Raw genomic sequence first — 21,599 nt, 5'->3', positions numbered from 1 at the left:
CTTGGCGCAGGATTAACCAGTAATCTTGTCAGATGGGTTAAAATTATCGCGCGTACAGCCGTCAGAATGGCAGAGGTGCCGCGAAATGCACCCGTGCGCCGGTGGACGGATGGTGCAGCGACAGGGTCTCGGCATGCAGCATCAGGCGTGGATGGTCGTCACGGGCAGGGCCGGTGGCATAGATCGGATCGCCCAGGATCGGATGGCCCAGCGCCAGCATATGCACCCGCAGCTGATGGCTGCGCCCGGTATGGGGCGTCAGGCGGACCCGGGTTTCCCCCGGCGCGCGGCCGATGACCTGCCAATCGGTCTGGGCCGGGCGGCCTGCGGGGCTGACCATCTGGCGCGGGCGGTTCGGCCAGTCGGCGCAGAGCGGCAGGTCGACATGGCCGCTGTCTTCGGCCATCTCGCCCGCCACCCGCGCGAGATAGGTCTTTTCGGCCCTGCGTTTCTCGAACTCTTGGCTAAGGAACCCCTGCGCCGGCTTGGTGCGGGCAAAGATCATCACGCCGGAGGTGTCGCAATCCAGCCGGTGCACCAACAGCGCATCCCAGCGTTCCGCCTGTAGCCGCGAGAGCAGACAGTCCTGCCGTCCTTCAAGCTTGCCCGGCACCGAGAGAAGCCCGGCGGGCTTGTCCAACACCAGAAGCTGCGCATCTTCGAAAATGATCTTCAGCGGCACATCCGGCGGGCGATAGTCAAAGTCGGGGATCATGCGATCGTATGGCCTTCGGCCCGCAGCCTCTCGGCCAGATGGCGGATATGGGCGGGACCGACCTCACAGCAGCCGCCGACAATGGTCGCGCCCTGCCCCACCCAGCGCAGAGCGAAATCGGCATAGCGTTCCGGCGTCAGATCATGGCGGGCGCAATAGGCGGGGGCGGTGCCATCCTCGGGCAAAGGCAGGTGCGAGATTTCGGAGAAGCCATTGGCATAGGCGCCGAAGGGCAGGCCCAGAGACTTCAGCTCCGCCATGGCCGCTTCCATCGCCTCGGGCATTGAGCAATTGGCCAGAACGGCGGCAGCGGGCGTCTCGTCCAGCACGGCGCGCAGATCGGCGACCGCTTCGCCCGAACGCAGCTTCGTGCCATCGCGGTCATGCACCGAGACCGATAGCCAGACCGGCTTGCCCGCCGCCCGCGCGCCCTTGAGCGCGCCCCGAGCAAGATCGAGCGACGAGATGGTCTCGATCAGGATCACATCAACATGTGCCGCCATCAGCGCGGCCTTTTCGGCGTAAAGCGGGGCCGAGATGCTGACATCCGGCGTCAGGTCGGGCCGGTAGCTGTCGCCCAGGGGTCCCATCGAACCCGCGATGATGCCCCGCCCGGCCCGCGCCCGGGCCTCATGCGCTTCGGCCAGCGCGCGCAGATGCAGCGCGTGATAGAAAGCGTCCATCCCGTCCTTGACCAGCCGGTCATGCAGAATGGCATAGGTGTTGGTGGTGGCGACCGAGGCACCTGCGGCGAAGTAATCGTCATGGATCGCGCCGACCATGCCGGGATGATCGATCATCACCCGCGTGGCCCAGAGCGCACCGGGATCCTTGCCGCCGCTGCGCGCGACCAGTTCCTGACCCATGCCGCCGTCGAGAAGAGTGATTTTCGCCATGACCCGCTCCCTGTGTTCGCGCCTTCGAGGTAAGCTGGCGCGCAGATGGGCGCAAGCTCAGTCCCAACCCTGATGCTGAGGCAAGTCATCGTCTATCGTGTAGTAATCGGCTTTGTCAGCCACGAAGATATGGCTCTCCAGCCGCCCGCCCGTGGGCGCGTCGATGCAGCCCGCTTCGACCGAGAAGCTGCCATCCGCCGCGCGGAAGAACATCGACGATCCGCAATCCGGGCAAAAGCCGCGCCGGCCGCCCCCTGGTGCGACATGTTCCGCCAGGTGGCGCGACTGCCAGTCAAGGTCGGCTTCACTGGCATCGAAGCTCGCGGAGTAATGGCCCGACAGCTTGCGGCATTGCGTGCAATGGCAGGCGGTGACCGGACCCATCGGGCCGGGCAGGGTGAAGCGGTTCGCGCCGCACAGGCAAGAGCCGCGCAGGCGGCTCACGCCCTTTGCGGGTGCGGGGGGCGGGCCTTCGGGACAGTAATAATCGCCCGCGAATTCGGGCATGAACTGCTCGGCCGTGCCGATGCCCGAAGGTTCATCCAGCGCCGAGGGCGAGAAGGACATCTGGTCGCGGCCATGGGGCTGCCAGAACAGCGTCGCGCCGCAATCCTTGCAAAAGCCGCGGCTGGCGCTTTCGCTAGCCTTGAACCAGCGCAAACCGTCAGAGCGGGTAAGCCGGAACCGATCCAGCGGCACGGCCGAGGCCGCCCAGGCATGGCCCGATTGCTTGCGGCATTGGCCGCAGTGGCAGATCGCGGCTTCGCGCAGGGGCGGCGTCACCTCGAAGACAACGCCGCCGCAGAGGCAGGAGCCGCGCATCACGCAGCGTCCCGGAAGACCTGGGCCAGAAGCGGCACCAGCCAGTCTTCATCCGCCTTGGTGAAGGCAGCGGGCGTGTCACTGTCAAGGTCAAGCACTCCCAAGAGCTTCCCCTGCCCGTTCCACACCGGAAGCACCAGTTCCGACCGGGTCGAAGACGCGCAGGCGATATGGTCGGGGAAGGCATCGACATCGGGCACGTTCTGGATTTCGCCCGTCCGCGCACAGGCGCCGCAGACACCGCGCGCGAAGGGGATCACCAGACAGCCATGACCGCCCTGATAGGGACCGATCTTCAGCAATTCGGGGGCGACAACACGATAGAAGCCCGTCCAGTCCGACAGCGGATGGCGGGCATGGATCTCGCAGGCCAGGGTCGCCATCAGCGCGACGGCATCCGTTTCGCCCCGGGTCAGCGCCAGGATCGCCTGGGTCGCCTCATCATAATCCATCTTCCGCCCCTGCCCTCAATATCCCAGCGCGCAGCCATCCTTGCGCGGGTCAGAGGCGCCGGTCAGCACCCCATCCTGCCCGATCACGATGGCCTGCGCGCCGCCCAAGGGCGTGTCGGGAACCGTCACCGGATGTCCCATCTCCGCCAGTTGGGCGCGGACCTTGTCGGAATAACCGCGCTCGACCTGCATGCTGGCCTCATCGGCGCCGAAGCTGCGCGGGGCATCCATTGCCTCTTGCAGCTCCATGCCGAAATCAACCAGGTTCGAGACCAGTCTTGCGTGGCCGTTCGGCTGATAGCCACCTCCCATTACGCCAAAGGGCATCGTCACGCGGCCGCCCTGGCGCATCATCGCCGGGATGATCGTATGCATCGGGCGCTTGCCCGGACCGGCCTCGTTCGGATGGTCCTTTTCCAGCGTGAAACCCGCGCCACGGTTTTGGAAGTTGATGCCGAACTTCCGGGATGCAAGGCCCGAGCCGAAGCCCCAGAACACCGAATAGATCAGCGACACCATCATGCCGTCACGGTCCACCACCGTCAGATAGACGGTTTCCTTGTGGATCGCCTCGGTAGCGGCCTGGATATGGGCGCGGGCTCGTTTCGGATCGATCAGGGCGGCCAACTTCGCCGCCGTCCCTGGCGACAGCATATGATCCAGGCGCGCGGTGCGGTCGGCGATAAAGCGGTTCCGGGCGTCGTAGGCCAGCTTCGCTGCCTCGGCCTCAAGATGCGCGCGCTGGCTGCCCAGCGGATCAAGGCCGGCCAGATCGAAATGCGACAGGATGTTCAGCATCAGGATCGCGGTCGCGCCCTGCCCGTTCGGCGGATGTTCGACAAGTTCGACGCCGCGATACGGACCCGAGATCGGCTGTGTCAGATCGCAGCGCGTGGCATCCAGGTCCTCCTGCCGGTGGCTGCCGCCCAAGGCCCGCAGGGAAGAGATCATGTCCTCGGCGATCTCGCCTTCATAAAATCCCTTGCGGCCCTCGGCGGCGATACGGCGCATGACCTCCGCCAGGCCCGGGGCGCGGAACACCTGGCCGGCTGTCGGCGCCTTGCCGCCCAGGCTGTAGAAGGGAAGCGCGTCGCCCTGGAGGTCGTTGATGTCAGTCGCCCAGTCAAAGGCGGTGCGGGCGCCGACGGGAATTCCCTCTTCGGCATAGCGGATGCCCGGTGCTAGGATCTGCTCCAGACCCAACAGGCCCCAATCGGTATTCAGACGGCACAGCGCATCGACCGCGCCAGGCATGGTGACGGCATGAATGCCATGGATTGGTACGACCTTGTGGCCTTCGGCGCGGATCTTCTCGGCATCAAGACCAAGCGGCGCGCGGCCCGAGCCGTTCAGCGCCAGCACCCGCTCATCCCCGGGCGGCTTCAGAAGAACGAAGCAATCGCCGCCCAGGCCGCACATCTGCGGCTCGGCCACATTCAGCACCATGGCGGCCGCGATTGCTGCATCGGCCGCATTGCCCCCGGCCTTGAGCGTCTCGATCGCCGTCAGGCTTGCAAGCGGGTGCGACGTGGCGGCCATCCCGTTCGTGCCGTGAACGGCCGATCGGCCGGGAAGATGAAAATCGCGCATGTGCTGGGCTCCTTTGGCGGGCAGCCTAAGGGCGCGTAAGGGCAGTGCCAAGCGGACAAGCGTGCGTTTCAGTGGCTAAGCCAAGGGGCGTGTGGCGGCATTGGGGAACTGCGATGCCCATGCGAAGAACCTCGGCGCCGAAACTGGGTGGGGGCTGTTGATCCCGGCGCCGAGGTGAAGCCTTATGCAGCTACGGCCCCAATAAGGCCCTTGGGCCCCGGCGGAATTAGGGGGAAATTGTGGCGAGATCGCGTCATTTCAGAAGGTTTCAAGACAAAGCGCGATCACCCAGGCGACCGTTCGGCAGGCAAGGTGAAATAGAGCCGGTTTATCCCCCAAGCCCTTTGATAGGCCAGATCGTCAGCCAGACTCCGAATCAAATGCCATCCGAAGCCGCCCTCGGCCAGCTCCTCGGGGCATGGCGGTCGGCCTTGCGGCGGCATGCCCCCGGGCATGGGACTGCCTTCATCCTCGATCCGGCAAACCAGGCGCCCCGCGGCCCAGCCCAGCCAGAGGCGGATCGGGCCATCGCCGTCGGCATAGGCATGCTCGGCAATATTGTTCAAAACCTCGGCCAGAACGATCTCGGCGGTCGAGCGGTCGTCCTGTGACAATGCTGCGAGAGGGGTCTGGCCCAGAGCCCGCCGCAGCCCATCACGGACCGAGGCCGGATTTCCCGACATTTCAATCAAGTAGGGGCCGGCCATCTCTGCTGTCCTGATCATATCCGGCAGCCTCTGTGGCAGCCAGTTGCTTTCGAGCCGCCCCCGTGACAGGGGCGCGGCCCCCGCCCTGTCTGCGACCACATGATCACCCCGCCTGGCGCAGGCCAGCCTCGACAGCAGGGTGGATGGTGAAAACCGTGTCCATCCGTGTCAAGCGGAAGACCTTTTCCACGGTCGGGGTTAGGCCGGCCAGTTCCAGCTTCCGCTCGGGCGCCAGCAGCTTCATCACCGCGACAACGGCACCAAGACCGGAGGAATCAAGGAATTGCACCTTGGAAAGGTCAAGGATGACCCGCGCCGACGGCGTGGCGGTCAGGTCGCGCATCTGCTCCTTGAACTGGATGGCACCGGCGGCGTCGATCCGATCGTCAAGGGCGCGGATGACCAGGGTGGACCCCTGCATGGAGGCTTTGAGCGGCATGGTCGGCTTTCCTTGTTTCAGTTGCCTGAAGACTAGGGCCGAAGGGTTATCAAGGGGTAAGCGCGCCTGGTTCTGCGGCGCGAATTTTTCCGGCGCTCAGTTCAGCTGGAACTGGAGCGGATAGCGGCCATCGGTGAAATCGCCGAAGAGATCGGGCAGGTCCGGGTGATCGACCGGCTCGCCTGTGTCATCCGGAACGAGGTTCTGCTCGGACACATAGGCGACGTAATAGCTTTGGTCGTTCTCGGCCAGCAGGTGATAGAACGGTTGATCCTTCGAGGGTCGGCTTTCCTCGGGAATATTCTGATACCACTCCTCGGTATTCGAGAACATCGCGTCGACATCGAAGACGACACCGCGGAACGGGTGCTTGCGATGGCGCAGAATCTGGCCGATGTGATATTTGGCTTCTGTCTTCAGCATCATGATAAGGCCCCCAGCATCGGGTGTAATCCTCGTGTGGCAGACTTGTCCACAGACCAGCGTCCCAGAGCACCCCGAATCAGGGAAACAGTCTGTAAACGCAGGGCCATGGACTGGAAAGGGCACCAAAGCAGCCAACGGGAAGATCGGGCTGCGAATAGGCTTCGTTCAATCCTCGCGCAAAACTGATCACCCTCGCGCAAGTCTCGGATTTCCCCTGTTTTCCCCGGTGCCCGGATCGAGTATGTTCTCGCGCAAAAGAACAGCCCAAGATCAAAAACGAGGGGCAGATGAGCAGGTATTTCCGTGCAGCACTGGTGCTGCTCTTCCTTGCCTCCTGCGGGGGCGGCGGGCATTACGCAGCACCGCGCCAGTTGGACAACGCCTGTGCGATCCTGGCCGAACGGCCGCAATATCGCGCGGCCATGCGGGCGGCCGAACGCAAATGGGGCGTGCCGATCTGGGTTCAGATGGCCGTGATTCACCAGGAATCCAAGTTCATCGGCAATGCCCAGACGCCACATCGCTTTGCCCTGGGGGTGATCCCGATGGGGCGGCAAAGCACGGCCTATGGCTACAGCCAGGCCCTGAACGGCACCTGGGAGGAATATCAGAAGGCCGAAGGGCGCCGTGGCGCCAAGCGCGACGATATCCGCGCCGCGACCGATTTCATGGGCTGGTATTTCACCGAGACGCGCGCCAAGCTTGGCATCCCGCTGGACGACGCCGCAGATCAGTATCTCGCCTATCACGAAGGCCGGACCGGCTTTGCCAATCAAAGCCATCTTGCCAAGCCCTGGCTGGTCGAGGTTGCGGCCAAGGTCGGCGCGCGCGCCGAATTGTATCGCACCCAGCTTCAGACCTGCCGCCGCTGAGCGGAGCACGAACTATGGTCGGCGCGTCCCTTAAAGGCCGCGCTTTTCCATCTCGCGGGTGATCGAGAACAGGCTGGTGCCGTAATTCCCACCTTTGTTCAGCGTGCCCAGAATGACCGTCGTCTGCTTGCCAAGATCATCGGTGATGATCCACTGCCGCAGTTCCACAGGATTGGCGGTAAATTTAAGCTCGATCGTGCCGTATTCTGGATGCTCGGGGTCCTGCGCCACAACGCTGGTCGAGGTCGCGTCGGATTTGTGACCCACCAACATCTTGGCCCGGCCTAGATTGATATTTTCGGCCAGGATCAGGTTCAGCGGCGTCCGCGTCAGCGGATATTGCTCGGGCGCCTGGTTCGATTTGCCGTCGAACACCGCCACCTGCCCGGCCGAGGCCAGCACCAGCGATTTGTCGGGCGGTGCATATTCAAAGCGCACCCGGCCCGGGCGCTTGATGAAGATCTTGCCGGTCGAGACCGAGCCATCGCTGTTCACCTGGGTAAAGTCAGCCTCAGCGGTGGTCAGGTCGTTGAGGTATTTCGACAGCGTGTCCAGGGGCAGTTTCTCGGCAAGCGCGGCGCGCGGTCCAAGAAGCATCAGGGCGAGCTGGGCAAGGATCAGGGTGCGACGGTTCATGACTTCGATATAGGTTGTCTGACAACAACGCGAAATCCCCGGTTTGGATCCTTCGCGACATTGTGCCGGGCCGTGAAGAGCGCAAGGGGGATGGACCCGCAGGACCGCAGAGGTGTTATCCTTGTGCCAGAAGCGGAGAAGGAGGCGGCAATGTCCCTGGCGGAACGGGCGGCGGGAGCAGCCCAGGAAATGCATGCTGCCGTGGCGGCGATCAATCCTGAGGAATGGGAGGCGATCCTGGCCGCCTTGCAGGGCGCGCGGCGGATCGTGTGCCACGGGCTTGGGCGCGAAGGCCTTATGATGAGGGCTTTTGCCATGCGGCTGTATCATCTGGGCCTTGATGCGCATGTCCTGGGCGAGATGACCTGCCCGCCAGTGGGTGAAGGCGACCTGTTCCTGGTCGCCTGCGGGCCTGGTACGCTTGCCAGTGCCGAAGCCCTGATCGGTGTGGCGCGTGGCGTCGATGCCGGCGTGGCCTGCATCACGGCCGAGCCGGGCGGCCCTGCCCCCCATGCGGCCGACCTGGTGCTGACCATTCCGGCACAGACCATGGCGCGCGATCAGGACGGCGCTGCCACCTCGCTTCTGCCCATGGGCAGTCTTTTTGAGGGCGCGATGTTCCTGGCCTTCGAACTGATGATCCTGGAGTTGCGGGCGCGCCTGGAAGTCACGCCCGAAGCGATGCGGTTCCGGCACACCAATCTGGAATGACACCGGGTTCCGGCCTGACCAGCACGGGTAGCGCAAACATGCTGCAGGGCAGCGAAAGTGACTTGACGCCACGGCACTCAACCAAGAGTTTCACGCGCAAAGGGGTCGGGTATCCTGCCCATTCCGCAGTGCCTTACGGAGAATAGAATGAGAGCTGCAAGCGTGACCGCGTCCTATAAGCGGTGGGCGCCCGTTTATGATTCCGTCTTTGGCAAACTTTTCCAGGAGGGGCGCATCCGTGCCACCCGCCATGCCACCCAACGCGGCGGTCATGTTCTGGAGGTCGGCGTCGGCACCGGACTTGCCCTGCCGCTCTACGGTCCCGGAGTGACAATCACCGGAATCGACTATTCGGCCGATATGCTGGCCCGTGCCGAAGACAAGGTGCGCGAACACCGGCTGGCGAATGTCACCCTGCGCCAGATGGATGCGCAGAAGCTCGACTTCCCCGATGCGAGTTTTGACAGCGTTTCGGTCATGCATGTCCTGTCGGTCGTGCCCGACCCCGAACGCGCCCTGTCGGAAATCGCGCGGGTCTGCCGCCCTGGCGCGCATGTGCTGATCACCAACCATTTCGCCGCCGCCAAGGGGGCGCTTCGGCTGGCCGAGCGGCTGATCCAGCCCTTGCAGCACCAGCTTGGCTGGCGCGCCGATTTCCCGATGTCGCGGGTGCTGGGTGATCCGCGGCTGCGCATGGTCGATTGCGCCCCGCTGCCCCCCCTGGGCATCCTTACCTGGCTGGTGCTGGAACGGGTCTAGGACCCTGCACCTGCGCCCGAGGCTCAATGCGCCTCGGGCACCAGGATCTCGCGCTTGCCGACATGGTTCGCCTGGGTGACGACGCCCTGCTCTTCCATCTGCTCGACCAGCCGCGCGGCCTTGTTATAGCCGATGCCCAGCTTGCGCTGGATGTAGGAGGTCGAGCATTTGCGGTCCTTGGCGACGATCGCCACCGCCTGATCATACAGCGCGTCGTCGCCGCCACTTTCGCCCGACCCGCCCAGCCCCAGCACCATGTCGATATCCGAGGCAGAGTCCTCATCGGGCCCCTCGACCACGCCCGACATATAGGTCGGCGGGCCGAAGCTCTTAAGGTGGTTCACGATCTCCTCGACTTCCTCGTCACTGACGAAGGGGCCGTGGATCCGGGTGATGCGCTGACCATTGCCCATGTAGAGCATGTCGCCCTGCCCCAGCAGCTGTTCGGCTCCCTGTTCGCCCAGGATCGTGCGGCTGTCGATCTTGGAGGTGACCTGGAACGAGATCCGGGTCGGGAAGTTCGCCTTGATCGTGCCGGTGATGACATCGACCGAGGGCCGCTGCGTTGCCATGATCAGGTGGATACCCGAGGCCCGCGCCATCTGCGCCAGACGCTGGATGCAGGCCTCGATCTCCTTGCCCGCGACCATCATCAGGTCAGCCATTTCGTCGACGATGACGACGATATAGGGGAAGGCGACGGGGGCGTATTCTTCGGTCTCGAAGACCGGATCGCCGGTTTCCTCGTCAAAGCCGGTCTGGATCGTGCGCTTGAACATCTCGTTCTTCGACAGCGCCTCGCGGACGCGGCCGTTGTAGCCCTCGATGTTGCGCACGCCCATCTTGGACATCTTGCGATAGCGTTCTTCCATCTCGCCCACGACCCATTTCAGGGCGACGACCGCCTTTTTCGGGTCGGTGACGACGGGCGACAGCAGATGCGGGATGCCGTCATAGACGGAAAGTTCCAGCATCTTGGGGTCGATCATGATCAACCGGCATTCTTCGGGCGTCAGCTTGTAGAGCAGCGACAGGATCATCGTGTTGATCGCGACCGATTTCCCCGAACCGGTGGTCCCGGCGATCAGCAGGTGCGGCATCTTGGCCAGGTTCGCGACGATCGGGTCGCCACCGATGTCCTTGCCCAAGGCCAGTGGCAGCCGCATGTTGCTGTCGCCAAAATCGCGGGCGGCGAGGATTTCCTTCAGCACCACCTTCTCGCGCGTCGCGTTCGGCAGTTCGATCCCGATCACGGAACGTCCGGGCACCGTCGAGACGCGGGCCGACAGGGCCGACATGCTGCGCGCGATGTCGTCGGCCAGGCCGATCACGCGGCTGGCCTTCAGGCCCGGCGCGGGTTCCAGCTCATACATGGTGACGACCGGGCCGGGGCGGACAGAAACGATCTCGCCCTTCACGCCGTAATCGTCCAGCACGGATTCCAGCATCCGGGCGTTTTCTTCCAGCGCCTCGTCGGAAAGCTGGCTGCGCTGGACGGTGGCCGCATTGGCCAAAAGCGAAAGCGGCGGCAATTCATATGCCGGGGACGGGTCGTCAAAGCGCAGGCGCGGCTGCGCCTCGGCCATGGCGCGGGTCGAAGGTGCGGGCGCCTTCTTGGCAGGCGCCTGGACGATCGCGCGGCGTTCAATCTGCGGAATGGGTGCCGGCGTCGCAAAGCTCTCGTCTTGGGGCAGGCCTTCGTCCCATTCGGCCTCCAGTGCGGCGTCCCAGTCTTCCTCATCCGTGGTGAACATGTTGTCGGCCCGGGCCAACGCCTCGGCGGCCGTCAGTTCAGGCTCGTCGAGAAAGGGCGTGCGCGCGGCAACCGGCGGAGCGGCCATCTGCCCGGCCCGGGCCGGGGGCTGGCTGCCCTGGCGCGTATCGGCGACCAGCGGCGCAGGACCGCGCAGCTTGGCGGCAGCGCGCATCACCGGCGGCTCGGCCCGGCGGGCGGCGACGGCGGCCTGCAAGGGCGTCAGGCCCGCGGCGGCAGCGGCAGCGCCCGGCACATGGCGGGCACGGGCGCGGATCACGTCGGAGATGCGCGCCTTGATGCGGTCTTCGGCGGGCAGATCGGCATCGGCCAGCCCTGCCGGCAGAATGTTTTCCACCAGTTCCGGCTGCGGATCGACCACCCGGCGCATCCGGGCCAGAAAGCCCAGCTTCTCCTTGGGCAGATCGGCGGGCTGAGCGAAATGGCGCGGCTCGGCCCGCAGCGTCGCCGGGGCGTTCCAGGCCGGATCGGCGCCCAGCGGTTCGGGCGCGAGCGGCGCTGGGTCAAGGCCGCGCGCCGGACGACGGACGACCGAGCGGGCCTCTTGGGCCGGGGCTGCGTAGGATTCCGCCATGACCAGCGGCTCATGGTCATGCCAGTCTCCGTCGCGCATGGCATCGCGGGCCATGGCGCGGCGCTCGGCAATGGCCGCCGCCCCGGCACGGGCGCTGTGAAGTGCCCCTGTCGCACCGCGACCGAGCAGCGACAGAAGCGCCGCATAACCCATGATCGAGCCGGTGATCAGCGCGCGGCGGATCGCACGCAACTCGGCCCAGTCAAAGCCGGTCACGAACAAGAGCATCGAGATCGCGGCGGCGAAGGCCAGGATCGAGACGAAGCGCAGGCCGAACCCCGCGCCGCCCGGGATGATGTTCAACAGCGCCCCGGCCACGGTATCGCCGAACAGCCCGCCCAAACCGAAGGCATGGGGCCAGCTTACCGGCGCGGCCAGCGTCGCGGCATAGGTCGCGGCCATAGCGACGGCGATCACCGCGAAGATCAGCCGTGACAGCACCCGCTCGGCCCCGCGATGCAGCGCAAAGCGCAACCCCCAGGCAAGGCAGATCAGCGGAATGGCCCAGGCACCGCGCCCGATCAGGATCACCAGCGTCGAGGCGATGGCTGCGCCCAGACGGCCCAGCGCGTTGCTGGCAGGCTCATCCGTCGCGACCATCCAACCCGGATCATTCGGCGAATAGGTGGCCAGCATCAGCGCGAAGATCAGCCCGACGCCCATCAGTGCCAGGCCCAGCAGCTCGCGGCCCCGGCGCTCCAGCATGGCCTGGGTGCCCTGGTCCAGAAGCGGGTCGCGTTGACGAACCTGATAGGATGCCATTCTCGCCTGTCCTCAATCGTAAAGGCAGTCGCGAAGCTGGGTCAGCCCGCGCTGCGTTTCTTGCCGGGGCGCCACAAGCGCCACGCGGATATACCCTGTGCCGGGATTTCCCCCGGCCGCGTCGCGCGACAGATAGGCGCCGGGCAGAACCCGCACCCCCGTCTCGCGCCAAAGTTTCAGCGCCGCCGCCTCGCCATCCTCGACCGGAAGCCACAGGAAGAAGCCGCCATCCGGCAGCTGGAACCCCTGAATCCCCGCGAAGACCTGCGCCGCATCGGCGAATTTCTCATGATACAGCGCGCGTGAGGCGGCAACATGGCCCTCATCCTGCCAGCAGGCTTCGGCCACCTTCTGCAAGGGCAAGGGCAGCGGCGCCCCGGCAAAGGCCCGCAACTGGCGGATGCGCAGCATGGATTGCGGGCCGGCGGCGACAAAGCCCGAGCGCAGGCCAGGCAGATTCGACCGCTTCGACAGCGAATGGAAGATCGCCACCCGTTCGGGATCGGCACCGACCGCCTGCGCGACCTGGATCAGACCGGGCGGCGGCGCCTCGCGCCAGATCTCGGAATAGCATTCATCGGCGAAGACGCGGAAATCGTGCTTCTCGGCCAAAGCCAGCAGATCGGCGAGATATTCGGATGGCGCCACCGCGCCCTGCGGGTTCGCGGGCGAGCAAATGAAGGCGATCGCCGCCCGGTCCAGCACATCGCGCGGCAGGCTGGCATAATCGGGCAGAAAGCCGGTGGCGGCGGTTGCGGGCACATAGACCGGCTCGGCGCCCAGCGTCAGCGCCGCCACGGCATAGACCTGATAGAACGGGTTCGGGATCAGCACGGTCGGGCGCCGGCCATTCTTCTGTTCCGGGCAAAGCGCGATCGTGGCGTTGAACAGGCCCTCACGGGTGCCGTTCAGCACCATCAGCCGGTCCCGCGCGACCTCGATCCCATAGCGCCGGGCGATCCAGCCCGAGATCACGGTCAGCAGTTCGGGCGTGCCGTCATTGGGCGGATAAACGCCGAAGCCCGCCAGATTGGCGGCCAGGATCGGACCCACGAAATCCGGCATGGCATGGCGCGGCTCGCCAATGGTCATGGAAATGGGTTCGCCGCCGGGAGCGTGCGAATCGAGAAGTTTCCGCAAGCGCGGAAACGCATAATCTGGCAGGTTCGAAAACCGCTCAGGAAACGCCATCTGTGCCTCAGGTCCGGGATCGTTTGCGTCCCGATTGGAACAAAGGATAGCCGCCCCTCGCCCCATGGTCCAGAATTTCCGTGGCGGGCAAAAGGGCTTGGGGGCCGTGGTTGTGGCTTTTATGTCCCGGCCATCGCGCCCGACAACGCACCCGCGACGGGCCGTGACCTCCGGCATGAGTATTTGGCCCCAGGATGAACCCGGACGGCCAAGGGTTCCCGGGCTATTGCAGGGCGCGCTCGGCCGCCGCACCAAGCCGCAACAGGCGTTCTTCGCCCATCGCGGGACCCATCAGCGTGATGCCACAGGACGGCTGCGAGGTCGGCAGGGTCAGGGCACAAAGGCCAAGCATATTGCCGATCCGCGTGTTGCGCAGGGCCAGCAGGTTTTCGGTGACGTAATAGGCTTCGTCCGACAAGAGCCGCTCGGCATTGGGCGGCAGGATGGGCGCGGTCGGCACCAGCACCGCGTCAAACCCCGCCGCGCGGGCCTGCCATTGCTTGCGCAACACTTCAAGCCGCCGCCAGCCGGCGACATAATCGGTCGCCGGAACCGCCGCGCCCGACCGGAAACGTTCCAGGATACGGGCATACATCTTGTCCGGCGCGGCTTCGATCACGTCTTTCCAGATCCCATAAGCCTCTGGAGTGAAAAGAATGCCGGCAAGCTGCATCGCCTCGGCCACTTCCGGCGCCCGCAGCCGTTCCAGCCGCGCGCCCGCCCGGGTCAGCCTTGTGCAGGCATCCTCGAAACCCTTGGCCGGACCGGGCCGCAGATCCTCCAGCGCCACCGTCTCCAGCACCGCCAACCTCGCGCCCGAAATGCTCTCCGCTGCGGGGGCATCGGGCTTGCGCCCTTCCAGCAGCGACAGGATCAGGCTGCAATCCTCGACCGAATGGGCCAGCGGTCCGACCGTGTCGAAGCTTTCGCAAAGCGGCACGACGCCTTGCAGCGACAACCGCCCCGAACTGGTCTTCAACCCCACCAGATCGTTCCACGCGGCCGGGATCCGCACGGACCCGCCGGTATCCGAGCCGATCGCCGCCGGAGCCAGCCCGAAGGCGACCGAGGCCGCCGCGCCCGAGGAAGACCCGCCCGGCACAGCCGCATCGTCATTCAGGCAGGGCGGCGTCGCGGTGATCGGGTTCAGGCCCAGGCCCGAAAAAGCCAGCTCCGACATATGCGTCTTGCCCAGACAGACCGAGCCCATCAGCGTCGCCACCCGAAGAACCTCGGCATCGGCCTTGGGCACACGCCCCCGCAACAGGGCCGAACCCGCCTCGGTCTCCACCTCCGCCGTGTCGAACAGGTCTTTCCAGGACAGCGGCACCCCATCCAGCGGCCCCTTGCGAAAGCCCTGCTGCGCCCGCCGCGCGGCTGCCATGGCCTCGCCACGGGCGCGGGTCTCGGTCATGCGGGCGAAGATGCGGGCCGAGAGCGGGTAGGTCGCGGCCCGGTCCAGGAACGCCTCGGTCAACGCGACCGGATTGATCCGCCCGGCGCCGATCTCGCGGCCCAGTTCTGCCGCCGTCATGTGGAACCACGTCCCGCTCATGCCCATCCCCCCATATGCTGCGGCGGCGACGGTAGCGACTTGGCACCGCATGGACAATCCCGCCCGACAGGCCTAGCCTTGAGGCCATGGATGCGGATGTTCTGATCGCGGGTGGCGGCCTTAATGGCCCGGCCCTGGCGCTGGCTCTGGCCCAGGCGGGCCTGCGGGTCGTGGTGATCGATGCGCGCCCGGCCAATACGCGCGCCGAGGCGGGGTTCGATGGCCGCGCCTATGCCCTGGCGATCGCCTCGAAGCGGCTGTTGCAAGCAGTGGGCGTCTGGCAGGCGGTTGCGGACCGCGTTCAGCCGATCCTGAAAATCAAGGCCAGCGATGGCCATGCAGGCCGGGGTCCTGCACCCTTCTTCCTGACCTTCGATGCCGCCGAGATCGAGGAAGGCCCGATGGGCTTCATGCTGGAAGACCGCTTCCTTTATGCGGCTTTCCTTGAGGCCATGGCCGCCGCACCGGAGGTGACGCTTCTTTCGGGCGAGACGGTCGTGGCGCAGGAGCCCGGGCCTGCGGGCGTGTCGGTGACGCTGGCTTCGGGCCGCGTTCTGACCGGCCGGGTGCTGGTCGGCTGCGACGGGCGCGGCTCGGGCGTGGCGCAACGGGCGGGAATCAGGCGGCAGGGCTGGGGCTATGGCCAGACCGCGCTGGTCACCGCGATCCGGCACGAGCGCGACCATGGGGGCACGGCACAGCAATTCTTCATGCCCTCCGGCCCGCTTGCCATCCTGCCCCTGCCCGGCAGCCACCATTCCAGCATCGTCTGGAGCGAGACCAAAGCCCGCGCCGCCGAGATACAGGCCCTGGACGATGACGCCTACCTTGCGGCGCTGCGGCCGCGTTTCGGTGATTATCTGGGCGAGATCGCCCTGGCCGGCGTGCGCTTCACCTATCCGCTGTCGCTGTCCTTGGCCGAACATTTCATCGCCCCGCGCGTGGCGCTGGTGGGCGACGCGGCGCATGGGGTGCATCCGGTTGCGGGCCAGGGGCTGAACCTGGGCCTGCGCGATGTGGGGGCACTGGCCGAGGTGCTGGCAGGCGCGACCCGGCGGGGCGAGGATATCGGCAGCCCGGTCACGCTTGAGGAATATCAGCGCTGGCGGCGGTTCGATTCCACCGCGCTCGCCCTTGGCATGGATGCGGTCAACCGGCTGTTTTCGAACGACAATCCCGTGCTGCGGCTGGGGCGCGACCTTGGCCTTGGGCTGGTGAATGCCCTGCCCGGGTTGCGGCGGCGCTTTATCCGGCAGGCGGCGGGACTTGAGGGCGAATTGCCGCGCCTGTTGCAAGGCAAGCCAGTATAGCCATGGCCGAACCCGCCTCCGCCCCCTGCCAGATGGCCGAACATGCAGGACATGACCCGCAACAGGCGCTGGAAGTGGCGCGCTGGCGCAAGGCGGAACGGCAAAGGCTGCGGGACGAACGGATGGCGCTGTCGGTCGCCGCGCGGAGCGACTGGGCCGCCGCCCTGAGGGAGCATCTGGACGAAGGGCTGGAGACCTGGCTGGCCGGGCCGGTCGCCGGTCGCGTGATCGGGGGCTACTGGCCGATCAAGGGCGAGGCCGACCTGCGGCCCTGGCTGACCAGCCTGCACGCGCGCGGCGCGCAGGTCGCGCTGCCTGTGGTGGTTCAGAAGGGCCAGCCGCTGGTCTGGCGGCCCTGGCATCCCGGTCAGGCAATGGAGCGCGGCGACTGGAACATTCCGGTGCCCCCCGCCAGTGCCGGAACGGCGATCCCCGATCTTGCGCTGGCGCCCCTGGTCGGCTGGGATGGTGCAGGCTACCGGCTGGGCTATGGAGGCGGCTATTTCGACCGGACGCTGGCCTCTCTGCGACCCTACAGGCCTTTCGTGGTGGGGGTGGGTCTGCAAGCCGCGCGGCTGGCAACCGTCTTCCCGCAATGGCACGACATTCCGATGTCGGCCATTGTCACCGAAGCGGGCACTCAGTCGATCTGACGGGCCTCGGCCACCAGCATGATCGGAATGCCGTCACGGATCGGAAAGGCCAGATGCGCCGCGCGCGAGATCAATTCCTGCGCCTCTTCATCATAGGTCAGGACCGCATTGGTCACCGGGCAGACCAGCGCCTCGAGCATGCGGCGGTCGAAGGCGGGAACGGGGACGGGCTCGGTCATTGGATCAGGTCTTCCGGTTTGCCGCCGCGCAGGGCGAATTCGATAAGGGTCAGCAACGTCTCACGCCGGGTCGCAAGGCTCGGCGCTTCCAGAAGCGCCTGCTTGTCCTCGGGAGCGAAGGGGGCGAGCATCGAAATGGCATTGATCAGCAATTCCGGCTCGGCCTCTTTCAGACCGCCCCAGTCGGTCGACAGGTTCTCGGCTGCGAAATAGCGGGCAAGGATCGCGAGGAAAGCCGCGCGATCCAGCCCGGGGTCTTCCTCGGCCGGGCCAAGGTCGCGGGCAAAGGGCGCCCAATCCACCTGCGCCCGGCGATAGGGGGTGAAGCCCTGCACCTCATCGCGCAGGCGAAAGCGCGAGATTCCGGTCAAGGTGATCATGTACCGCCCGTCTTCCGTCTCGGAAAAGGACGTGACCCGCCCGGCGCAGCCGATGGCGGACAACCGCCTTGCCCCCGAGGGCGTCGCGGTCGGACAGATCATGCCGATCAGTCTTGCCCGTGTCTTGAATGCGTCTTCCAGCAGCGCCAGATAGCGCGGTTCGAAAATATGCAGCGGCAGCCGCGCACGCGGCAGCAGAAGCGCGCCGGGAAGCGGGAACAGCGCCAGCACATCGGGCAGGTCGGCAGCGGTGATCGCGGGGGTCGGCATCCCCTGCCCCGCCGTCAGGCGAAGATCATCGACGACAGGCGCCGACGGCCCTTGAGCACGATCGGGTCCTGCGGTTTCAGTGCTTCGAAGATGGTGAAGAGCTGAGCCCGCGCGGCGCCGTCATTCCATTCGCGGTCGCGGCGGAAGAGGTCCAGCAGCTCATCCACCGCCTCCTCGACCTTGCCGCCCGCATTCAGCGCCACCGCCAGATCGAACCGCGCCTGATGGTTCGACGGGTCGGCGGCCACGGCCGCGCGCAGTTCGGCCTCGGGGCCGGCATTGGCGGCCTGACGGGCCAGTTCGATCTGGGCCCGCGCGGCCTCGATCTCCTTGGCCTTGGCGATGGCGGCAGGGGCGGCGGTCAGGAAGGCCTCGGCCTGATCCAGATTGCCGGCGGCGATATGGGTGCGCGCAAGACCGGCATAGGCGACCGGATTTTCCGGTTCTTCCCCAAGGATCGCGGCAAAGGTTTCGGTCGCGTCGGCCAGCGCACCCTGCTCCAGCATCTCTTCGGCGGCGGCGAGCGCATCGGCCAGACCGCCGTCGCCGCCCATGGCCGAAAGCTTGTCGACGAATTTCTTCAGATCCGAGGCCGGGAGCGCACCCTGAAAGCCATCGACCGGCTGACCCTGCCAGAAAGCATAGACCGTCGGGATCGACTGGATGCGCAGCTGCGCCGCGATGCGCTGGTTCTGGTCGACATCGACCTTGACCATCTTCACCTTGCCCTTGGCGGCCAGCACAGCCGCTTCAAGCGCCGGCCCAAGCGTCTTGCACGGGCCGCACCAGGTGGCCCAGAAATCGACGATGACCGGCACCTCGCGCGAGGCCTCGATCACATCCTGCATAAAGGTGGCTTCCGAGCTGTCCTTGATCAGATCGTCGGCTGCGGGGGAAAGCGGGGCTTCGCCAAGACCAAGCATGTCGTCCTCATCATCCTTTTGTCGCGCCCTATATGCGCCCTGACCGCCGCTTCGCCAAGGGGGCGGGCGGTCTTCAGGCCATGGCGGCACATTCGGCATGGGCGGGGCAGTGCACCATATGGTCATTCACCATGCCCACGGCCTGCATGAAGGCATAGGTGATCGTCGGACCGCAAAACTTGAAGCCGCGCGCCTTGAGCGCCTTGGCCATGGCCCGGCTTTCTGCCGTTTCGGTCGGCACTTCGGCCATGCTGGCGCGCAGCGTCTGCGCCGGCGCACCACCGACGAAAGACCAGAGGAAGGGCGAGAAGCCCTGTTCCGCCTCAATCTCGAGATAGGCCCTGGCCGAAGCAATCGTGCCCTCGATCTTGCCGCGATGGCGGATGATCCCGGCATCGCCCAGAAGCCGCTGAACGTCGGCCTCGCCCCAAAGCGCGATCTCTTCCGGGTGGAATCCGTTGAAGGCGCGCCGGAAATTCTCGCGCTTGCGCAGGATGGTGATCCAGCTCAGCCCGGCCTGAAAGCCATCAAGGATCAGTTTTTCCCACAGCGCGCGCGGATCGCGTTCGGGGCGGCCCCAATCGGTGTCATGATAGGCCACATATAGCGGATCGGTCCCGCACCAGCTACATCTTGTGCCGTCCATGCTTCCTCCGGAATTTCCTGCAAACTCGACGCAACGGCCGAAACTTCAGCGCGGCTTTACCATTTCGCGTCAAGCCTGCGGGCGCAAGCGGGGGTTTTGCCGATGAGTTTCCTGCGCGGGCCGAAGCGGCCCCGGTTCGATCCTGAGGCCGATCAGGCAACGCCGCTTGCGGCGGCGGTTTCCTCGGCCGACCGTGAAACGCTGGCGATGGTCCGCGCCGCGCTGGCGCTGAAACGGATGCGACTGGCCTTCCAGCCCGCGGTCTATGCCGCCGACCCTTCGATCATCGGCTTTTACGAGGGCTATATCCGCCTGCTCGACCCGCTGGACCGCGTGATCCCCGCCCGGGATTTCATGCCCGTGGCCGAAACCCAGGAACTGGGGCGCGAGATCGATGTCGCGGCCTTGCAGCTGGGCCTGATGGCCCTGCAACGCCATCCGCAGCTCCGCATCGCGGTGAACATGTCGGCGCGCTCGGTCGGCTACAAGCCATGGCAGGACATGCTGGCTCGCGCGCTGGCCACCCACCCCGCGATCGGCAGGGGCCTGATTCTCGAGATCAGCGAGACCTCGGCCATGCAGATGCCCGATGTGCTGATCCCCTTCATGGCGGATTTGCGCCGCAAGCACATTGCCGTCACGCTGGATGACTTCGGCGCTGGCATGACTTCGCTTTCGCTTCTGAACGCCTTCCGCTTCGATATTGCCAAGCTTGACGGGCAGTTCATCCGCGGCATCGACCGCAATGCAGACTGTCAGCCGCTGGTGCGTGCCGCCATCGCAATGGCAAGGGAATTCAACATGTTCCTTGTGGCCGAGTCGGTGGAAACCAGTGCCGAGGCCAATTGGCTGCGCGACCATGGCGTCGGCTGCCTGCAGGGCTATCTGTTCGGCAAGCCCGAAGTTGCCCCGGATTTCGGCCGCTTCCGCAAGGGTCGCAGCAAGGGCCTGGGCTGAGGGAGCGCCGCCGCCCTAGGGAAATCTTCCTCCTTCTGACCTGCGTCAAATCGCTTGCGCAACAAACTTGCGATCATGACATTGGGACCGTAAGCCGATGGCGCGCGGATGCGCAGGCCGCAAGGGAGAAATCAGCATGACCAATGTCGTAATCGTCGCGGCGGGCCGGACTGCCGTGGGCAGCTTCAACGGCTCGTTCGCCAATACCCCCGCCCATGATCTGGGCGCCGCGGTGATCGAGGCCGTGGTGGCCCGCGCCGGGATCGACAAGGCCGAGATCGAGGAGACGATCCTGGGTCAGGTGCTGACCGCCGGTCAGGGCCAGAACCCCGCGCGGCAGGCCGCGATCAAGGCGGGTCTGGCGAAAGAGGCCAGCGCCTGGTCGCTGAACCAGGTGTGTGGCTCGGGCCTGCGGGCGGTGGCCCTGGGCGCGCAGCATGTGACGCTGGGCGATGCGAAGATCGTGGTCGCGGGCGGCCAGGAATCGATGTCGCTGTCGCCCCATGTCGCGCATCTGCGCGCGGGCCAGAAGATGGGCGATCTGAACTTCATCGATTCGATGATCAAGGACGGGCTCTGGGATGCCTTCAACGGCTATCACATGGGCCAGACCGCCGAGAATGTCGCGAACCAGTGGCAGATCAGCCGCGACATGCAGGATGAATTCGCGCTGGCCAGCCAGAACAAGGCCGAGGCGGCGCAGAAGGCCGGCAAGTTCAAGGATGAGATCATCCCCTTCACCATCAAGACCCGCAAGGGCGACACGGTGGTCGATGCGGACGAGTACATCCGTCATGGCGCGACGATCGAAGCGATGCAGAAGCTGAAGCCCGCCTTCGTCAAGGACGGTTCGGTCACCGCCGCCAATGCGTCGGGCATCAATGACGGCGCGGCGGGCGTTCTGCTGATGACCGAGGAAGAGGCGGCGAAGCGCGGGCTGAAACCGCTGGCACGCATCGCCTCTTACGCGACGGCAGGGCTTGACCCCTCGATCATGGGTGTCGGTCCGATCTTCGCCAGCCGCAAGGCGCTGGACAAGGCGGGCTGGAAGGTCGGCGATCTGGATCTGGTCGAGGCGAACGAGGCCTTCGCGGCCCAGGCCTGCGCGGTGAACAAGGACATGGGCTGGGATCCGTCGATCGTGAACGTCAACGGTGGCGCCATTGCCATCGGCCACCCGATCGGCGCTTCGGGCGCGCGCATCCTGAACACGCTCTTGTTCGAGATGGGCCGTCGCGGTGCGAAAAAGGGCCTGGCGACGCTTTGCATCGGTGGCGGCATGGGCGTGGCCATGTGCCTCGAAGGCGTCTGAGCCGATAGTGGCCGCGCAGGCGCGGCATCTTGCTGCACCCGCAAATCGGCGCGCAATATTGTTGCGCGCCGATCTTCATTTGGGTAAC

General features: G+C 65.8%; 23 protein-coding genes. 7 read left to right on the top strand and 16 right to left on the bottom strand.

The genetic code is table 11. The features are described from left to right. Positions 1–61: 61 nt before the first annotated feature. From ACED67_RS18090 to hspQ, 8 genes are all read right to left on the bottom strand, one after another. A complete protein-coding gene (locus ACED67_RS18090; RefSeq protein WP_395543116.1) occupies positions 62–715 on the bottom strand; it encodes an RluA family pseudouridine synthase in 654 nt (217 codons plus the stop codon). Then, entirely contained in the window at positions 712–1,611 is a 900-nt protein-coding gene (locus ACED67_RS18085) for a homocysteine S-methyltransferase family protein (protein WP_395543115.1), read from the bottom strand. The genes ACED67_RS18090 and ACED67_RS18085 overlap by 4 nt, the downstream gene beginning before the upstream one ends. A 57-nt stretch (positions 1,612–1,668) precedes the next feature. Further along, the gene (locus tag ACED67_RS18080) at positions 1,669–2,433 is read right to left on the bottom strand and encodes a GFA family protein (RefSeq protein ID WP_395543114.1); all 765 of its coding nucleotides are present in this window, start codon (positions 2,431–2,433) and stop codon (positions 1,669–1,671) included. After that, positions 2,433–2,885: a free L-methionine (R)-S-oxide reductase MsrC gene (msrC, locus tag ACED67_RS18075; protein WP_395543113.1), complete on the bottom strand. Its 453-nt coding sequence runs from the start codon at positions 2,883–2,885 to the stop codon at positions 2,433–2,435. Before msrC ends, ACED67_RS18080 begins: the two co-directional genes overlap by 1 nt. Positions 2,886–2,900: 15 nt before the next feature. Beyond that, positions 2,901–4,475 carry a gamma-glutamyltransferase family protein gene (locus ACED67_RS18070; RefSeq protein ID WP_395543112.1) on the bottom strand — a complete coding sequence of 525 codons (1,575 nt, stop codon included), beginning with the start codon at positions 4,473–4,475 and terminating at the stop codon, positions 2,901–2,903. A 284-nt stretch (positions 4,476–4,759) separates the two neighbouring features. Next, positions 4,760–5,182, bottom strand: coding sequence for an ATP-binding protein (locus ACED67_RS18065; RefSeq protein ID WP_395543111.1), 423 nt, complete (start codon positions 5,180–5,182; stop codon positions 4,760–4,762). Positions 5,183–5,285: 103 nt separating this feature from the next. Further along, on the bottom strand, positions 5,286–5,621 hold the full coding sequence (locus tag ACED67_RS18060) for an STAS domain-containing protein (protein WP_395543110.1): 336 nt from the start codon (positions 5,619–5,621) through the stop codon (positions 5,286–5,288). Between the two features lie 96 nt (positions 5,622–5,717). Continuing rightward, a complete protein-coding gene (hspQ, locus tag ACED67_RS18055) occupies positions 5,718–6,044 on the bottom strand; it encodes a heat shock protein HspQ (protein ID WP_395543151.1) in 327 nt (108 codons plus the stop codon). Positions 6,045–6,334: 290 nt separating this feature from the next. Here hspQ and ACED67_RS18050 point away from each other — a divergent pair, with 290 nt between their 5' ends. Beyond that, entirely contained in the window at positions 6,335–6,919 is a 585-nt protein-coding gene (locus ACED67_RS18050) for a transglycosylase SLT domain-containing protein (RefSeq protein ID WP_395543109.1), read from the top strand. A gap of 30 nt (positions 6,920–6,949) precedes the next feature. On the opposite strand, the gene ACED67_RS18045 is transcribed toward ACED67_RS18050, so the two are convergent. Then, positions 6,950–7,555 carry a LolA family protein gene (locus tag ACED67_RS18045; protein WP_395543108.1) on the bottom strand — a complete coding sequence of 202 codons (606 nt, stop codon included), beginning with the start codon at positions 7,553–7,555 and terminating at the stop codon, positions 6,950–6,952. A gap of 150 nt (positions 7,556–7,705) precedes the next feature. Here ACED67_RS18045 and ACED67_RS18040 point away from each other — a divergent pair, with 150 nt between their 5' ends. Next, complete coding sequence (locus ACED67_RS18040; RefSeq protein WP_395543107.1) at positions 7,706–8,266, top strand: SIS domain-containing protein; 561 nt, start codon at positions 7,706–7,708, stop codon at positions 8,264–8,266. A gap of 147 nt (positions 8,267–8,413) precedes the next feature. Beyond that, entirely contained in the window at positions 8,414–9,025 is a 612-nt protein-coding gene (locus tag ACED67_RS18035) for a class I SAM-dependent methyltransferase (protein ID WP_395543106.1), read from the top strand. Positions 9,026–9,048: 23 nt separating this feature from the next. Here ACED67_RS18035 and ACED67_RS18030 read toward each other — a convergent pair whose 3' ends face one another. The 3 genes from ACED67_RS18030 to ACED67_RS18020 all read right to left on the bottom strand — a co-directional run bounded on the left by ACED67_RS18030 (position 9,049) and on the right by ACED67_RS18020 (position 14,881). Continuing rightward, complete coding sequence (locus ACED67_RS18030; protein WP_395543105.1) at positions 9,049–12,135, bottom strand: DNA translocase FtsK; 3,087 nt, start codon at positions 12,133–12,135, stop codon at positions 9,049–9,051. 12 nt (positions 12,136–12,147) lie between these two features. Then, positions 12,148–13,326: an aminotransferase class I/II-fold pyridoxal phosphate-dependent enzyme gene (locus ACED67_RS18025; RefSeq protein WP_395543104.1), complete on the bottom strand. Its 1,179-nt coding sequence runs from the start codon at positions 13,324–13,326 to the stop codon at positions 12,148–12,150. A 223-nt stretch (positions 13,327–13,549) separates the two neighbouring features. After that, entirely contained in the window at positions 13,550–14,881 is a 1,332-nt protein-coding gene (locus ACED67_RS18020) for an amidase (RefSeq protein ID WP_395543103.1), read from the bottom strand. Between the two features lie 86 nt (positions 14,882–14,967). On the opposite strand from ACED67_RS18020, the gene ACED67_RS18015 reads away from it, so the two are divergent. Next, entirely contained in the window at positions 14,968–16,191 is a 1,224-nt protein-coding gene (locus tag ACED67_RS18015) for a UbiH/UbiF/VisC/COQ6 family ubiquinone biosynthesis hydroxylase (protein WP_395543102.1), read from the top strand. A gap of 2 nt (positions 16,192–16,193) precedes the next feature. Then, complete coding sequence (locus ACED67_RS18010; RefSeq protein WP_395543101.1) at positions 16,194–16,844, top strand: 5-formyltetrahydrofolate cyclo-ligase; 651 nt, start codon at positions 16,194–16,196, stop codon at positions 16,842–16,844. Here ACED67_RS18010 and ACED67_RS18005 read toward each other — a convergent pair. The 4 genes from ACED67_RS18005 to ACED67_RS17990 form a co-directional block, all read right to left on the bottom strand. Next, positions 16,832–17,023 carry a Trm112 family protein gene (locus tag ACED67_RS18005; protein WP_395543100.1) on the bottom strand — a complete coding sequence of 64 codons (192 nt, stop codon included), beginning with the start codon at positions 17,021–17,023 and terminating at the stop codon, positions 16,832–16,834. The genes ACED67_RS18010 and ACED67_RS18005 overlap by 13 nt on opposite strands. Further along, entirely contained in the window at positions 17,020–17,673 is a 654-nt protein-coding gene (locus ACED67_RS18000; RefSeq protein ID WP_395543099.1) for an LON peptidase substrate-binding domain-containing protein, read from the bottom strand. The genes ACED67_RS18005 and ACED67_RS18000 overlap by 4 nt, the downstream gene beginning before the upstream one ends. A gap of 14 nt (positions 17,674–17,687) precedes the next feature. Next, the gene (gene trxA / locus ACED67_RS17995; RefSeq protein ID WP_395543098.1) at positions 17,688–18,596 is read right to left on the bottom strand and encodes a thioredoxin; all 909 of its coding nucleotides are present in this window, start codon (positions 18,594–18,596) and stop codon (positions 17,688–17,690) included. Positions 18,597–18,669: 73 nt separating this feature from the next. Beyond that, on the bottom strand, positions 18,670–19,242 hold the full coding sequence (locus ACED67_RS17990) for a DNA-3-methyladenine glycosylase I (RefSeq protein ID WP_395543097.1): 573 nt from the start codon (positions 19,240–19,242) through the stop codon (positions 18,670–18,672). 102 nt (positions 19,243–19,344) lie between these two features. Here ACED67_RS17990 and ACED67_RS17985 point away from each other — a divergent pair, with 102 nt between their 5' ends. Together ACED67_RS17985 and ACED67_RS17980 are read left to right on the top strand one after the other, a co-directional pair. After that, positions 19,345–20,199 (top strand): EAL domain-containing protein, encoded by an 855-nt coding sequence (locus ACED67_RS17985; protein WP_395543096.1) that lies wholly within the window; start codon positions 19,345–19,347, stop codon positions 20,197–20,199. Positions 20,200–20,335: 136 nt separating this feature from the next. After that, a complete protein-coding gene (locus tag ACED67_RS17980; protein ID WP_395543095.1) occupies positions 20,336–21,511 on the top strand; it encodes an acetyl-CoA C-acetyltransferase in 1,176 nt (391 codons plus the stop codon). Positions 21,512–21,599: the final 88 nt, after the last annotated feature.

Source organism: Neotabrizicola paludis (assembly GCF_044142105.1).
GTDB lineage: Bacteria > Pseudomonadota > Alphaproteobacteria > Rhodobacterales > Rhodobacteraceae > Pseudogemmobacter.
This window is presented reverse-complemented; position numbering and strand designations above follow the sequence as displayed.